Source organism: bacterium (assembly GCA_021372535.1).
Lineage (GTDB): Bacteria > Latescibacterota > Latescibacteria > Latescibacterales > Latescibacteraceae > JAFGMP01.
The window spans coordinates 39,273-54,292 of the sequence record JAJFUH010000018.1; the positions used below are offsets into that span (position 1 = coordinate 39,273).

Consider the following 15,020-nt stretch of genomic DNA (forward strand, 5'->3'; position numbering starts at 1 on the left):
GTTTTCCACGGGTGTACAATTAACCTTTCATGGCAGGATACCGCAAGTATAAACTGCATTGTGTATTCGCATGTAATCAGCCCGATATGTTCGCGGATTTGTTTATATATTTTTTTATATCAGCCTTACAGTGGTCAACCACGGGGGGGTGCTCCAACAATAAAAAATGCGTGAACCCATATTTCGTCTTGAATGATAGTCCGTTATGTGTTTGTGTATTTGTGATGAAATATCATCACGAATAATCCGGGTTTGAGATAATGCTGTTCACTTAAGAGCAATCTTTTATTAAAGTTAGAGGGGAAATATCCCCCTCGGCTTCGCCGTAGTCCAAAGGACAAGGGGGATATTATTTGAAGTTATACTGATTTCACTTAAGTGAACCGTATTGGGGTTTGAGAAGCCGGTGGAGATAACATTTTTCTTACGGTACAGCACAGGTTGAGACATCTCTTTTAAGGGGTGCCGATTACATCCGATGAAAAAAACGGACAGGTCATGATTACCCTTGACAGCCGGAAACATTTTACGTTTAATAATGTTTAAGAAAGGTCGCTTGACGAATCATCGGGCGCTAAAGCACGGTGATGGTCATTCGGGTACTGGTTTGAGGGCACGGTACGATAAGTAACGAGAAAAACTCTGGCCCGGTTTTGAACCGGAACAGAAAGGAGGTTTCTGGGTAACGCTTCACATGGGGCTTTTCATGTAGTACCAACATTGTGGAGGAATGCAGATGGCTATTCAGAGTTTGAAAGAGTATTACAAGTACGATGTTTTTGCGTTTTTCAACGGTTTCGGGGGACCGTCCTGGGGAGGGCTGACATACTTTATCGGTATCCCGGTTGCATACCTGACTTTTCTCGGTGCAAGCAAGATGCAGATCGGCCTCATCACCGCCATTTTCTGGGCAGGATTTGCGATACCCCAGGTATGGGCAGCCTACGCATCCGAGACAAAGCCCATCAAAAAGACGTTCATGGCCAAGGTGCTCATTTTCGGCGGATTGGCATGGCTTGTTCTGGGGATAAACACATTCATCACAAAAGGAGCGAATCCTTCGTTATCGATCTGGCTGTTTCTCCTGTTGTTTGCCTGGTCATGTTCGCTTGCCGGCATGTTCATGCCCCCGAACTTCACACTGCTCTTTAAAATAATTCCGACCGAGCGGCTTGGTCAGCTCATTGGAATCGTCTTCGCAATTCAGTTCGGCGGAGTTGTTGCTGCAGGGCCGGTCATCACAAAAATCGGTACTGTTTACGGCGAACCGATAAACTATGCAATCCTGTTCTTTTTGACTTTTGCTGTCTCTGTCCTCATTGGAATAATACTCCTTTCCATCAACGAACCGGAGGGCGAAAAGGTTGAGGGTTCACCTTCTCTCGGAGCGTATCTGGGCAAATGCATCAATGTATTCAAAACCGACAAGACACTCGCCAGGTTCCTTGTCGGAAAATGGATCATGAGCGGACACTATGTCATGATGGCTTTTCTGCTCGCATACCTTATTTCGGAACGCGGATTCGATCCGATCAAGGCGGGCTGGTTCACCTCGCTCAACGCCCTGGGTCTCTTCATCGGCGGATTTACCATTACCAAGATCGCCGATATCTACGGCCCGAAATACATGCTCCTGGTCTCTCATATCATCGCGATAATTTATACGGTTCTTGCGTGGCTCGTACCCTCGGGCGGTGCGGGGATCATCCTGGTCGCTTTTGTCATATCCGGTCTGGCCCAGATTTCCGATAATGTGGGCTATACCAACATGTGCCTGTTGTGCTGCCCGACGGTGGACAAATCGACCTATGTGGCAGTCACCAATGTCGGGGTCAACTTATTCACCGTTCCGCTCCCCATCATTCTCGGTCTTTTGATGGACAAGGGCATTCTGAACTACAACAGCACATTTACCATTGTTCTGGTCATGATGGTTGCGGCGATTATTTTTATTCTTACCGTCATGAGAAATCCCAAGGCTTTTATCGATATGAAAGCCGGGGCATAATACTCGATAAAAACGCTCAGTCAATAAAAAACGGCTCCCGAATCAGCGGAGCCGTTTTTTTTTAGAGAATTTCCCGGTGTGCGGTATATTACCGTCCGCCTCTGAGCAGGTATTCGAAAAACTGCTGGGCTTTCCCGCCCGAGGGCCCGTTCATGAGAAGGTAGAGCCAGTCGCCGTTTTCCGCGATATAATTTTCCGACCGGTCGGCGTCGATGACGGTATAATACGGGAGCGATTCGCCCGGCATGATAACCGGCTGGTTTTTGTGGCTGTTGATGTAGGAATTGACCGCGGAGAGTGTCTGGCTTCTCCCCACATATCTCACCATTACAAAAATAACCGTGTCTCCATCGACCAGATACTCTGCGGCATCTCCCTCGACAGCGCCTCCGAGCTGCAGCTCATTGGCGAGCTCCGATGAAAACCCGAGGCTGAACGATTTTGGTCCGGCAAAATAAAACTCGGAATCCTTAACCCGTTGTGTTGTCGGAAGGACCTCGTATACATCGGGTTTTATCGTTTCGCCGGGCACCAGCCGCTCGATCCGTCTGGCAAGTTCTTGCGCACCGTCGATGCTGCTTCCCGACAAAGGCTGTATCAGCACGAGATACTTTCCTTTATAAAATTCAATCGCTTTGTCGCTTTTACGGCCTGCATAACCGAGAGAAACCGGCTGGGAATCGGGAATATCGCTGCTCAGATAGGCTCCCATCGCCCCTTTCGATTTCGAAAAGGAGACCATCTCGACGTTGAACGTTTCCCCGTTTCCTTTAAACTCTGCAACCATGCAGGAATCGCAGGCGAATTCCACATAAATCGAGGCCAGGTCCGGTATGATATCGCCGATTCCGGTGGCGTCACATTCCCGCTCCACAGTGACCGTATAGTCGCTGACCGAATTGGCGACGGTCCTCATGCTTACCGCGGCGGGGAAAAGACATCCGGCGATAAGAGGCAGGATTAATAAAAATATTATTTTTTTCATGGCGTTTCCTCCTCATTTTTTTCTGTTCAAAATGCGTCTGCTGTATTAATATAATAATATGACGCTCCAATACAACAAACGGTTAGTATCAATTATAACAAAAAATAACTACACTTATTGGTGAGGACTCATACAGGCTATGGAATTGAGCAACAGGCAAAAATGGGTAATCGCAACCGGTATGGTGCTTGTTATTGTATTTATGATATGGACCGGCATTCAAAGACCACGGTCCGATCTTCCGAAACTCGACCCGTACAATTACCAGTCCGTCGGGCTTCATTTCACCTATGAAACCGGCGCCATTGTCAGACGGCTGGGGAAAATCGAGCGCCATGAAGTCGTCGGGGACGGCGGGGGATCAGGCAGAGTCTCCTTTAACGTTTACAAGCTCTACGGAACCGAAAACATAGGAGTCTGTGAATTTACCCTCAGCAGACAAAAAGATGACACGTGGGTGGCCACCGATGCGCTCCTCACGATAAAGGGCATGGAATACAGGATTCCTATGAAAGGTCTGAAGGCCAGGAAAGTATTAAAGATTTTCAAGTAACTCTCTGCTGCCCGGCTTATCATAAGTGAGCCGCATACCCATACCGTCCTGAAACGGAAACGATCGTAGTTTTTACCCATAATTATAACGGAGAAATCCGTCATAATAGGCAGATATATTCATTTTTTCGTGTGAGTGGTTGTGAATGAAACGTATTGCCGAAATACTGGATGCCAGTCGAATTCGCGATATCAAAGCCTCCACCAAGGACGAGGCGATTGTGGAACTCTGCGGCATGCTCAGGAATGCTCCCGAGGTGACCAATCTCGATAAATTTATTACCGCCATTAAGTACCGTGAGGCAATCATGTCCACCGGTATAGGAATGGGGATTGCGATACCCCATTCCAAAACATCGGCGCTTCAGGATTTTGTCGCTGCGGTCGGACGGTCGAAGCAGGGGATCGATTTCGATGCCCTGGATGGTCTTCCTGTGCACATTATTATTCTCGTCGGATCATCCGATTCGCAGGCCGAGGAATTTCTCAAGGTACTCGCCGAAATCGGCGCCTTTTTCAGCAATCCTGATAACAAGGACAGGTTTCTGAGTGCGCGGACACGGAAGAAGATGTTCGATGTGATTGCAGGTGAAGAAGCCTGAATCGGGATTTTCATGATTAAAGAAATCCGGGTAGTCCATTTCAATCGATCTGCATTCAGGCGCCCCGTAAAAAGCGTTGAACCATGATTTTCATGATTTTTGGGATGGCCATGATTAAAGGAGGCCGGGCGACCTGTTTCAGTTCCGGTCATCCCGGTCTGATTTCCGCATAGTATGCTTTGATGCAGTTGAGTCTCTGCGCAGGGAGGACTGCATATTTATGATTGACTTCACCGCCACATACATATTTATTATGTAGTGTAAGTATTTGAGCCGTATTACGGGTGTCAGGTTTATAATAATACTGCAGACCTGAGGGGGCGAGTCCAGTGAAACAACCGGAAGAAATCCTGAAAAATAATCCGGGCTCTATTATTTTTGCCCGTTATGCCGATTGGCTGGTGGGGGAGTTGAGAGGCGAAGAGGCGGTGGAAATTCTCAAGAAGGGAATCGAAGCCAATCCGTCATACGCTTTAGGGCATTCCATGCTTGCACAGATACTTCATAAAAGAGAATTGTATGAAAAGGCTGCAAAGGAATGGGGAAAATCGCTCGATCTCGATCCCCAGAATCCCTCTGATTTGCTTTGCCTGGGAAAGTACTATCTTCAAATAAATCAGCCGCAAAAAGCTAAAAAATATCTTACAGCCGCCGCCCGGTTCGAACCATCGGATGAAGAGGTTATCCAGATGCTCGAGCAGGCGGTTTCCAATTCCGGGGATGTCGATGATTTCGGGCTTTCCATGGAGACAGCCGGGGCATTATCGGTGGTTTTGGGTGAAAATGAAGCGATACCCGAAACCCTGACAATGGATACGGATGAAGCCTTTATGAACCAGGTTGAAGATGAACCGGTCGATATGGAAACCCTGATTCAGGAGATGGCTGACACCGGAACTGAGCAGTCGACCGAAGAAGCCGGAGAAATCGATATACTGCCCCCGGAAGCTGCCGATCTGGCGGAATCCCCGGAAACGGCCGGTGATTTTCTGGCTGAGGATTTCGGAGTCGGCGGGTCCGGTTCGGAAACGCTTATGGCTGCAGGGCATGAAGACCTTGATATCGGCATGGAGGAGACCGAGAGCGAAGCTGTTGAATCCCTTCTGACCATTTCTTCGCATAAGGATGCGGTGACGGATACCTTTGAGGAAGAGGAGACGGAGGAACTCGCCCCGGAGGATGAACTTGAAGAGCTTGAGCTTGAGGGCAGTGATATATTCGGGACAGGAACAGAGAAGGATGAGGAAAAAGCGGCCGCTGAGACTGCCGAAACCGTGAGCGATGATTTTGAGTCCCTGCTCGGTTCTTTTTCCGGTGATGATATTGTCATAGAAGCTCCTGATGAGCCGGAGGACAGTGGAGAAAAGGCTGCGGAAGAAAAACCCGCTTTTATCGAGGTGGATGAGGCGGAGGAAGAAGACATTGAATCTCTCGTCGAATCGTTTTCGAAAGAGGATATCGAAATAGAATCTCCCGAGGCTCCGGCTCCGGAAGCCGTGGATGATAGTCCCATGGGAAGACTGGAAGATTTCGGCGGCATCGAGATAGTGGATGAATCCGGAGAGGGGCTTTCGGAAAACCTGGAAACCGGCTCCGGTATCGTTCTCGATTTAGATGATACCGAAGAATATACTTCTTCGGTATTAAAAGCACTTGACGACGAGACGGTGGAACCGGTGCTCACCGCGGAAGAGCGCGCCGAACTGCTGGCGCTGGAGAAAACAACCGCGGAAGAAAGCGCGGATGAAATCGGTGCGGAAAAGGAAGAGATCGCCAGGGACGCCGACTGGGATTCTCCTCTCAAGACACTGCTCGATGAGTATGAATCCTCCGATGAGACTGTGGAAGCCGATGAGGTGATTCCGACAGGTTTCTATGGAGAGCTGAGCAAGGAAGAAATCGATATTCTCAGCGAAAACGGGGTCGAAACCGAAGGAGTAAACAAGCTCGAGCTTGAAACCCGTGAAGGAATCGATTACTCGGATGTACTCGCCGAGGCTGCGGGGAAGACGGTTCCCGATATGGAGGCTGTTCTCGATGAAATCTATATCGAGGAAGACGCCGGAATCGGAGAGGATGAGGGAGCGACAGCCGGTGAGAAAGGCGCTCCGGGGATGATACTCGATATGACTCAGGTCGAGGCGACGGATACGATTCTGCTCGATGCATCCGATTTTCCGCTCGATGAAGAGCTTGTGATTTCGGAAGAGGAGCTTGCCGCCGAATCTCCCGACGAGGCAGACGAAACGGCGTCCTCGGCCATGATACCCGAAGAGCCTGCCGAAGCGGAAGACGAGGACTTCAAACGTGTCGAAGCCATTATTAAAAATATTCCCGACTTTGAAATACCGCTCGATGTTGAAGACGAGGAAGAATACGATGTGAGCAGGTATTCCCTCGACACCCTGATGAATGAGTATAGGGAAACCCTCCAGGATACCGAACCATCGAGTACAGAGCCGGTAATGACGAAACCTGAAAACGAGGGGAATTTTCCGGAAGATTACGATACTCCGGGCGAGTCCGGTAGCACTGTGGTGGAAAACGATGCAACCGCGACCATGGCTGAGATTTATGTTTCCCAGGGATTCATCAGCCGGGCTGTCGATATCTATAAAATCCTCGTTTCCGCACAGCCTGATAATGAACGTTTCAGGAAACGTCTGGAAGAATTGAACGAAATGAGCGATCAACAGTCTGCCGATTCATGAAAAAAAAGGGTTTGCACCAGATACGGGAAAAGATGGGCAAATCAGGTCTCGATTCGCTCATCATTACCGATACATCCAATATTCGTTATCTCACCGGTTACCGGGGTGATTACGGATATATTCTCCTGAGCCCTTCACGGGCTTTATTTTTTACTAATTCACTGTATATAGAAGATGCCCGCGGGTCTGTGGACGGCAGCTTTGAAATAATCGAAGTGAAAGAGGATATCTTCAAAACCTTCGGTGACTTCGACCGGACCGTTTGGGGTAAAAGAACAGGGTATGAGGCCGGAAAAATAACCTGTTCGGTCTTCAGGAAGCTCGGAAACAGTCTTCCCGGCATACAATTCGAGGAGATAAAAGATATTGTCGAGGAACTCCGCGAAACAAAGCTCCCCCATGAAATCGAGGCCATAAAGCATGCCCAGTCGATTGCGGAAGATGTCCTGGAGCAGGTTTTAACGCTTGTTAAAGATGGCGTGGAGGAACGCGATCTCGCCATTGAGATCGATTATCAGTTCCGGAAGCACGGCGGGGAACGGCCGTCTTTTGAAACCATTGTAGCCTCCGGCCCCAATACTTCAAAACCTCATGCTGTCCCGACAGCGCGGAAGCTCGAGCTCGGCGACCTGGTACTTTTTGACATGGGAACTGTCCGGGAGGGTTATGCGTCTGATATGACGAGAACCGTCGTGCTCGGGAAAGCGGACAGGGAACAGAAGAAGGTATATTCCGCGGTACGCGATGCGCTGAAAGCCGCGCTGGATAAAATTCATTCCGGTATGCTCTGTTCGGAAGCCGACAGGGTTGCCCGGACGGTTCTGGAGAAAGCCGGATACGGCGAACGATTCGTCCATTCTCTCGGGCACGGTGTCGGACTCGATGTACATGAAAATCCGTTTCTTTCCCGGCGGTCGGAGCATTATCTTCAAACGAATGCCGTCGTTACCGTCGAACCCGGAATCTATATACCCGGATGGGGCGGCGTACGGATCGAGGATATGGTTGTTGTTTCGGATGACGGGTGTAAGAACCTGACCGGGTTTACGAAAAATCTCCTTCAACTCTGACATATGGAAAGTACTCATATGAAACACACGTTTTTTCTCAGGGGTATCTTTATAGTTATAATCGGATTGATCGCGCTCGTGAAACCGGTCATCGCCCAGGAGAAACCGGTCATGCTCTATTACTTCTCCGAGGACTGCGAGGAGTGCCATAATGTAAAAGCCGAATTTCTGCCCGAATTTCTGAAAAAATATCAGGAGTATTTCACTTTTACCGAACTCTCGGTTTCGCTGCCCGCCAACATCGACTCCCTGTATGCCATGGAGTCGAGGGTCAAGGTTCCCGAACAGGACAAGGCATACCCGGCGGTTTATTTCATGGGCGTGATGATCGAAGGCGAAATACCGGTCAAGCTCCGTCTCGAATCGCTCGTAAAGGCGTATCTGGCCAATCCGGACTCCATGCGGGCGCTCGACCGTGAAGTCATGGCGCGGATTCCAGAGCTTTTTACACCCGATACCGTTCGAGCCGCCAAACCGGTCCACATGGCCTATTTCTATAAACAGAACTGCAAAGAATGCAGCCGGGCGCTCGAAATCGTGGAATGGCTCGAGAAGAACCATGGCAATGTCACCGTTCACCGGTTCGACATAGCCGGGAAAAAGAGTAAAATACTCGCGGCGGCGCTCGGGTTGAAAACCGGCGTTCCCGAGCAGAAAATCATGAGCACGCCGGTATTCTTTATCGGGAGAGATTTTGTCCTGGCGCACGACATCAGCCGTGAAAAACTCTCCGGGCTCGTGAAAACCTATTCCGCACAAGGCTCCGGCGCGGTATGGGAGCAGTTTGACGAGCAGGAACTGAAACATGCCGAAGGGATCATCAAGGAGCGGTTCCGGTCGTTCGGCATTCTGGCGGTTGCGCTTGCGGGTCTCGGCGACGGGATCAACCCCTGCGCGTTCGCGACTATCCTGTTTTTCGTATCATACCTCGGCATGATCGGACGTAAAGGCAGGGATATTCTCATCGTGGGATTTTCGTTCGCTTTTGCCGTTTTCATCACCTACTTCCTCGTGGGGCTGGGATTCTTCTATGTGCTGAGAAGCATCGTGAATATCGCCATTCTCGCCAAAATCATCTTCGGGGGGACTGCCGTGCTCTGTATCGTTTTCGGATTTCTCAGCATCGCCGATTATTTTAAAGCGCGCGCTGGAAACACCGCCGGTATGAGCCTCCAGCTTCCCACATTCCTGAAAAAGCGTATTCACGCCACCATCCGTGACAAGGTGCGGATGAAAAGCATGGTTGCGGGAGCGATTATTGTCGGTTTTCTCGTTTCGATTCTTGAATTCGCCTGTACGGGGCAGGTCTACTTGCCGACCATTTCCTTCATGGTCAGCATGGAAGGATTCCAAATCCGGGCGATATTTCTTCTTCTCATGTATAATCTGTTCTTTATCGCGCCGCTCCTGGCGGTATTCGGTATTGTCTATAAGGGTGTTTCATCCCAGTCAATAGCAAAAATCATGGAGACCAGGGTCGGGACGGTCAAACTGATGCTTGCGGCGGTGTTTTTTGTCGTAGCGGCGCTCATGATATGGTCCATCGTGTAACGAACGATGGTTCTCCTTCCCGGGAGGGACTCCGATGAGACAGGTTATATCCGCTTCACGGCGGACAGATATACCGGCCTGGTATCTTGACCGTCTGATCGGTTTTATTGAGTGTGGTTACGTCGAAACACCCAACCCGTACTCGGGGAAGGCTGTCAGAGTCGATCTGAGACCCGGCAGTGTCCACACCCTCGTTCTCTGGTCGAAGAACTTCGGGCCGTTTCTGAAGAAAACCGGATTTTTTAAAGATTATAATCTCTATTTCCTGTTCACTGTCAACGACATGCCCGGTCTGGAGTCCGCGGCGCCGCCGCTCGCGGAACGGTTCCGGCAGGTACGCGAACTTGCCGCGCTTTATGGGCCCGACCGTATCGGCTGGCGGTACGACCCGGTGATTTTCGACGAAAACGGCCCGGTATCGGCCATCGAATCATATACGAGGATCGGCTCGGTCATGGTGGAAGCGGGAGTACGGCGCTCGATTTTTTCGTTCCTCGACATGTACGGTAAAGTCGTGGACAGGAACAGGCGGTTCGATCTGAAGCTCGTCGATCCCCCGGAGGAAGTCAAGGCACAGTATGCCCGTGAGCTTGTCCGCGCCGCGGAAAGTCTCGGACTTACGCTCGAAAGCTGTTCGGAAACCGTGACAATGGCCGATGGAATAAAGTCTTCCGCCTGCATAGACGGCCGCCTGCTTTCGCGTCTTGCCGGGGAGCCGGCCTCGCTGTCGAAGGATCAGGGACAGCGTCCCGCCTGCAACTGTACGGTCAGCCGCGACATAGGCTCCTACCGTGAGATGCCCTGTCCCGGCGGCTGCCTGTACTGTTACGCCAACCCGGTTGTCCCCGTACCCGAAAGGGAAGAAGCATGAAGAGAATTTTTGTCCCCGTTTCGATAGCGCTTCTTGGAGTTTTTATGTCCTGCGGCAGCCGGAATGAGGGGAAATCCGTTCCTTCGCCGCACGCTTCCGTAACGTTTGCGGTATTCGGGAATACGGGCAGGGTAACCGATGACGGGGCTGTGTTCCGTGAGCTTTCCGCGGAGTTGAAGGACCGGGACGTGGATTTTGCCGTGGACCTCGGCAACAGGGTGCCTGTGGGTGTTCCCCCCTCGGGAGTCGGCGCAATGCTCATGGCTGTTCAGGAGAGTTTAAAGACAGCTCCGGTTCCGGTATACCCTGTTGCCGGCCCGGACGATGTTTTCGACTATACGAGCGATGTCGCATACAGTACGCTGTATGGCCCCGCCTGGTATTCGTTCGAGCGCGGAGGGGCGCTGTTCATCGTTCTCGATACGGAGGACGAGTCGTACCGCTCCGGATTCGGTGTCACTCCGAAAGTCAGCAGTGAACAGCTCGCCTGGCTTTCGGGAACCCTTGCGAATATCCCAGGAGACAGGGCTGTTGTCGTTTTCATGAACCGTCCCCTGTGGAAGGAGGCTCCCGGCCTCTGGAATGACGAGGTGCTGCCGGTATTGAAGAGCGGGGATACCGATCTCATTGTCTCGTGTTATGAACAGGGGCTCTGCGACTGGGGCGAGGTCAACGGTATCAGGACGATATCGACCGGATGTACCGGCCCTGTTTCACGGAAAGGCGTCGGCCTGTTTCCCCATATCGTGATGGTGACCATGGACGGTGAAAACAGCTCATTCCGGATACTGACTCCCGGCGGGACGGTTACGGAGGGAACGGGAGCCGACCTGAAAACGTACGATGAGGTCGGGAATCTCGTACGGGCGCTCACACCGCCTGTCCTGAAAACGGAAAGGTCATGGACTGTCAGCGAGACTGTCGATTTCACCATTACCAATCCGTTCGATAGTACGGTTTCGGGCGGCCTGTCGCTGACTGTCTTTGATAAAACCGACTGGACGATCGACCCGGCATCGTTCGAGTTCACGCTCAACAGGGGTGAAATCAGCACATTTCACATGCTGATAAGGGGAAAAGACCCCGAACTTTCACCGGTTCCCGAATTCCATGCATGGCTCAGGACAGGCGACCGTGACGTTGCCGATTTCAGGGGCATGCTCCTGCGGCAGATTCCCAAGCCCCGCACCGGCGAAACGATTCCGATTGCCGCCCATATAGCCGACAGGGTGCCGTATTCATTCGACAGGAAACCGCTCAGAATCCCGGTGGAAATAGAAGGCCCCGATTTAAGCGGACGGCTGATCATCTACCGTGATGATGGCACGGAAATGCCCGTATGCGTTCACATCTCGAACCTCCGCGATTTCAGGATCGGGCTCAACGAATTCACATGGAATGGCACTGATCTGGAAGGCCGGCCGGGTACCGCCGATTCCCTGAGCTATTATATCGTCGCATACAACAAGGCGGCGCCGCCGACATGGGTTGGTGAAGGACCCCCGTCATATTACGGCGCTTTCACTGTCGAGCGGGGGCTGTCCGGTATCGCTGCGAAAACGCACACCGACGATTCCCTCGTCACATACCGTATCCCCGGGCAGCTCGTTGCTCCGGAGCCGGAAAAGCCGTTGTCCGTCGCCCAGCTTCTCGATGGTCTTCCGATTACAGGATATACATCCGGCGATAAGGAAAAAATCTATGTGACCACATCCGCAGGCCTGGTGTGTGCGTTTGTGAGCGGCGGCGTGGTCAGACCCGATGTATCGTTCGGAGATCAGGGGTATGTCTCGTTCACCGGATTCAGGGGGCGCACGGTGGGAAATCCGTCTTTCAACGGCGGGATGGTATATGTCGGGACAGGCGGCGGAAACGGCTCATCGCCCGCCGTGCTGGCAATCAACGGTGAAAACGGCGAGATCGTCAAGGTCATTCCGCTCGGTGACTATTTCGGCGAGGAGGCGGCTCCCCCCGCGGTTACCGCAACGGAGCGGGGGATTTATGCGGCACATCCCGACTGCGATTATGTGCTGCTGATGAACAACGGCGGCGAGATACTGTGGGTGAATGAGCCCGGCGACCTCGGCGGCGATAAAGATGCGGACGGTCGAAGCTTCACATACGGCATTGGTTCCGACCAGTATGGCTTTTCGTATGTCAATACGCCGGGAACTTCCGCAAGATGCGCCGTACTGGGGCCGGACGGCCGGACGCTGTTCCGCGTGATTCTCGTTGTTCTGCCAGGACTACGGGTGAGCGGCGTCACCCCGATGATCGAGGAGAAAAATACCGACGGGCTCTATTTTGTGACCCGCGGCGCCGATAAACCGTATGTTTTTCATGTGCCGTATACCATCAAAGCGGGAACGATTGTCGATGAGAATACGGTCATGAAAAAGTAAATAATTTTTGGGGATCGTATATCGGAATCGAATGAAAATAATGAGTTTACGTGTGTATTATTATATCCGGACTGACAATCCGGTTTTTTTTGACCGCAGTATTCCGGACACGGGGAAGAATATCCCATGTTTTTATTGGGGAAGCACATGTTTTAAAAGGTTACGAAGATCCCCCGTCGCTTTCAGCGACGCCCCCCTTATCGAAGAGGGGACAAGAAATGCGCATTTATTCTACGTCTGATTAAAGCATGATGTCAATGAATATTCGCCGGAGCAATAATAATGGTAATTCACTGAAAAAATGTTATATTACCGAATATGAAACCGAAAATTCCCGATTATCGCTTCTGCCCCATGTGCGGAGCCGATATACACACAAAGTATCACGAAGGCCGTGACCGTCATGTCTGCCCACGGTGCGGGCATGTCATTTACATAAACCCGATACCGGCGACAACGCTCGTGTTGCTCGACACCGGCAGGGTATTGCTGACACTCAGGGCGCAGGAACCATACAAAGGCATGTGGTGCCTTCCGGGAGGGTTCGTCGAATGGGGTGAGACCCCCGAAGAAGGGGCAAAACGTGAGCTTCTCGAAGAAACCGGCCTCCACGGGGAACAACTGAGCATGGTTGGAGTATACAACAGCATGGCGAATCTCCATGCAATTCTTATAGGATTTATCGTAACGCGCTGGAGCGGGGAGATAACTCCCGGCGACGATGCCGCCGAAGTCAGGTGGTTTGATTTGGATTCACGGCCGCAGCTGGCTTTCAGAGCCCATGAAACCCTTCTTGCGGATGCTCTTGAAAGCGGGGAGGCCCGATGAGGATTCTGGCGGTCGATTACGGCGAGCGGCGGACGGGGCTCGCGGTTACCGATGAACTGGGAATAACGGCCCAGGGACTCGACACGCTCGTATGTGATGATGAGAAGCGTTTACACCTCGATGTGGCGCGGGTCGCCGCCGAGGTCAAGGCGGAAAGAATCGTTGTGGGGCTTCCGCTCAACATGAACGGCTCCGAAAGCGAGAAGAGCGCCAAAGTGCGGGTATTCGCCGGCTTGCTCGCGAGCGAAAGCGCTCTCCCTGTCATTTTCTGGGATGAGCGCATGACCACCATGCAGGCGCATCGTGTCATGAAGGAGCTCGGTATGAAAAACCGCGGCAGGAAAAACGACATAGACCGGATATCCGCAACATTGATACTTCAGGAGTATTTGAAAACCCTCTCATGAAAGGTCTCACACGTAAAATCGTGCTTGCAGGCATGGTGGGCATCCTGCTCGTCGTGATTGTTATAGCCGGAGGGTGGGTGTGCCTGTCGAACCGTCCCCCGGGCGCGTGCGGGCCCGTTACGGTCGAGGTAAAAAAGGGAATGACCGCGAGCCGGATAGCGTTTATGCTCCATGAAAAAGAGCTTATCAGAAGCGCGGCATGTTTTAAACTGTTATCGAGAGTCAGGGGGTATTCGCGAACATTCAAAGCCGGACAATGGAGACTCGATGGCACTCTGAGCGCCATGGAAACCGCCTGGCTGCTTACTCTCAATCCGCCGGTTCCGCCCGACATCAGGGTTACCGTGTTCGAGGGACTGTCTATCCGCGAGACAGCGTCCCTTCTTGCAAAAGAGGCGAAAATCGATTCCGCCGCCTTTACGGGCTGTGCAACGGATTCCGGTATTGCCCGGCAGCTTGGTATTGACAACGGCAGCCTCGAAGGCTACCTTTATCCCGATACCTATTTCGTCCGGGTCGGTACGACACCGAAAGAGATGATCGAGCGCATGGTTTCACGATTCAACCGGGTTTTTTCAGATTCCCTCAGGGCGAGGGCGGATTCACTGAAAATGTCTGTTCGCGACGTTGTCACCCTTGCGTCGATCATCGAATGCGAGACAGGACTCGACGAAGAGCGTCCCCTGATATCGGCTGTATACCGGAGAAGGCTCAAGTCGGGAGTTCCTCTCCAGGCGTGTCCGACGGTTCAGTATGTTCTGGGGTCGAAACGACGGCTCCTCGACGAAGACCTGAAAATTGAGTCGCCCTATAATACCTATTTACACCCGGGACTGCCTCCCGGACCCATTGCCAGTCCCGGCATGAAGTCTCTTCATGCGGCGTTGTATCCGGCGGATTCAACGTACCTTTACTTTGTTTCGGACGGTAAAGGGGGAAATATTTTTTCGCGCACCCTTTCGGAACACAACCGGGCGGTGCGGCTTTTTAAAAAACAGAGAAAACAATCATCTATGCGTTGACCTATCCCAAG

General features: G+C 51.8%; 12 protein-coding genes. 11 read left to right on the forward strand and 1 reads right to left on the reverse strand.

The annotated features are described in order from the left end of the window. Positions 1-736 precede the first annotated feature (736 nt). A complete protein-coding gene (locus tag LLG96_01825) occupies positions 737-2,008 on the forward strand; it encodes an MFS transporter (protein MCE5248937.1) in 1,272 nt (423 codons plus the stop codon). 88 nt (positions 2,009-2,096) lie between these two features. Here LLG96_01825 and LLG96_01830 read toward each other — a convergent pair whose 3' ends face one another. Beyond that, positions 2,097-2,993: a hypothetical protein gene (locus LLG96_01830; protein ID MCE5248938.1), complete on the reverse strand. Its 897-nt coding sequence runs from the start codon at positions 2,991-2,993 to the stop codon at positions 2,097-2,099. 139 nt (positions 2,994-3,132) lie between these two features. Between LLG96_01830 and LLG96_01835 the strand changes: the two genes are divergently transcribed. The 10 genes from LLG96_01835 (at position 3,133) to mltG (ending at position 15,009) form a co-directional block, all read left to right on the forward strand. Continuing rightward, positions 3,133-3,546, forward strand: coding sequence for a hypothetical protein (locus LLG96_01835; GenBank protein ID MCE5248939.1), 414 nt, complete (start codon positions 3,133-3,135; stop codon positions 3,544-3,546). Between the two features lie 145 nt (positions 3,547-3,691). After that, positions 3,692-4,147 carry a PTS sugar transporter subunit IIA gene (locus tag LLG96_01840; GenBank protein MCE5248940.1) on the forward strand — a complete coding sequence of 152 codons (456 nt, stop codon included), beginning with the start codon at positions 3,692-3,694 and terminating at the stop codon, positions 4,145-4,147. A 329-nt stretch (positions 4,148-4,476) separates the two neighbouring features. Then, positions 4,477-6,858: a hypothetical protein gene (locus tag LLG96_01845; GenBank protein ID MCE5248941.1), complete on the forward strand. Its 2,382-nt coding sequence runs from the start codon at positions 4,477-4,479 to the stop codon at positions 6,856-6,858. After that, complete coding sequence (locus tag LLG96_01850) at positions 6,855-7,928, forward strand: Xaa-Pro peptidase family protein (GenBank protein MCE5248942.1); 1,074 nt, start codon at positions 6,855-6,857, stop codon at positions 7,926-7,928. Before LLG96_01845 ends, LLG96_01850 begins: the two co-directional genes overlap by 4 nt. An 18-nt stretch (positions 7,929-7,946) precedes the next feature. Next, positions 7,947-9,479, forward strand: a complete 1,533-nt coding sequence (locus LLG96_01855; GenBank protein ID MCE5248943.1) for a hypothetical protein — start codon at positions 7,947-7,949, stop codon at positions 9,477-9,479. Positions 9,480-9,513: 34 nt separating this feature from the next. Then, the gene (locus LLG96_01860) at positions 9,514-10,350 is read left to right on the forward strand and encodes a DUF1848 domain-containing protein (GenBank protein ID MCE5248944.1); all 837 of its coding nucleotides are present in this window, start codon (positions 9,514-9,516) and stop codon (positions 10,348-10,350) included. Beyond that, positions 10,347-12,752: a hypothetical protein gene (locus LLG96_01865; GenBank protein MCE5248945.1), complete on the forward strand. Its 2,406-nt coding sequence runs from the start codon at positions 10,347-10,349 to the stop codon at positions 12,750-12,752. The genes LLG96_01860 and LLG96_01865 overlap by 4 nt, the downstream gene beginning before the upstream one ends. 318 nt (positions 12,753-13,070) lie before the next feature. Further along, on the forward strand, positions 13,071-13,580 hold the full coding sequence (locus tag LLG96_01870) for an NUDIX hydrolase (GenBank protein MCE5248946.1): 510 nt from the start codon (positions 13,071-13,073) through the stop codon (positions 13,578-13,580). Next, the gene (gene ruvX / locus LLG96_01875) at positions 13,577-13,987 is read left to right on the forward strand and encodes a Holliday junction resolvase RuvX (protein ID MCE5248947.1); all 411 of its coding nucleotides are present in this window, start codon (positions 13,577-13,579) and stop codon (positions 13,985-13,987) included. Before LLG96_01870 ends, ruvX begins: the two co-directional genes overlap by 4 nt. Next, complete coding sequence (gene mltG, locus LLG96_01880) at positions 13,984-15,009, forward strand: endolytic transglycosylase MltG (GenBank protein ID MCE5248948.1); 1,026 nt, start codon at positions 13,984-13,986, stop codon at positions 15,007-15,009. Before ruvX ends, mltG begins: the two co-directional genes overlap by 4 nt. Positions 15,010-15,020 lie beyond the last annotated feature (11 nt).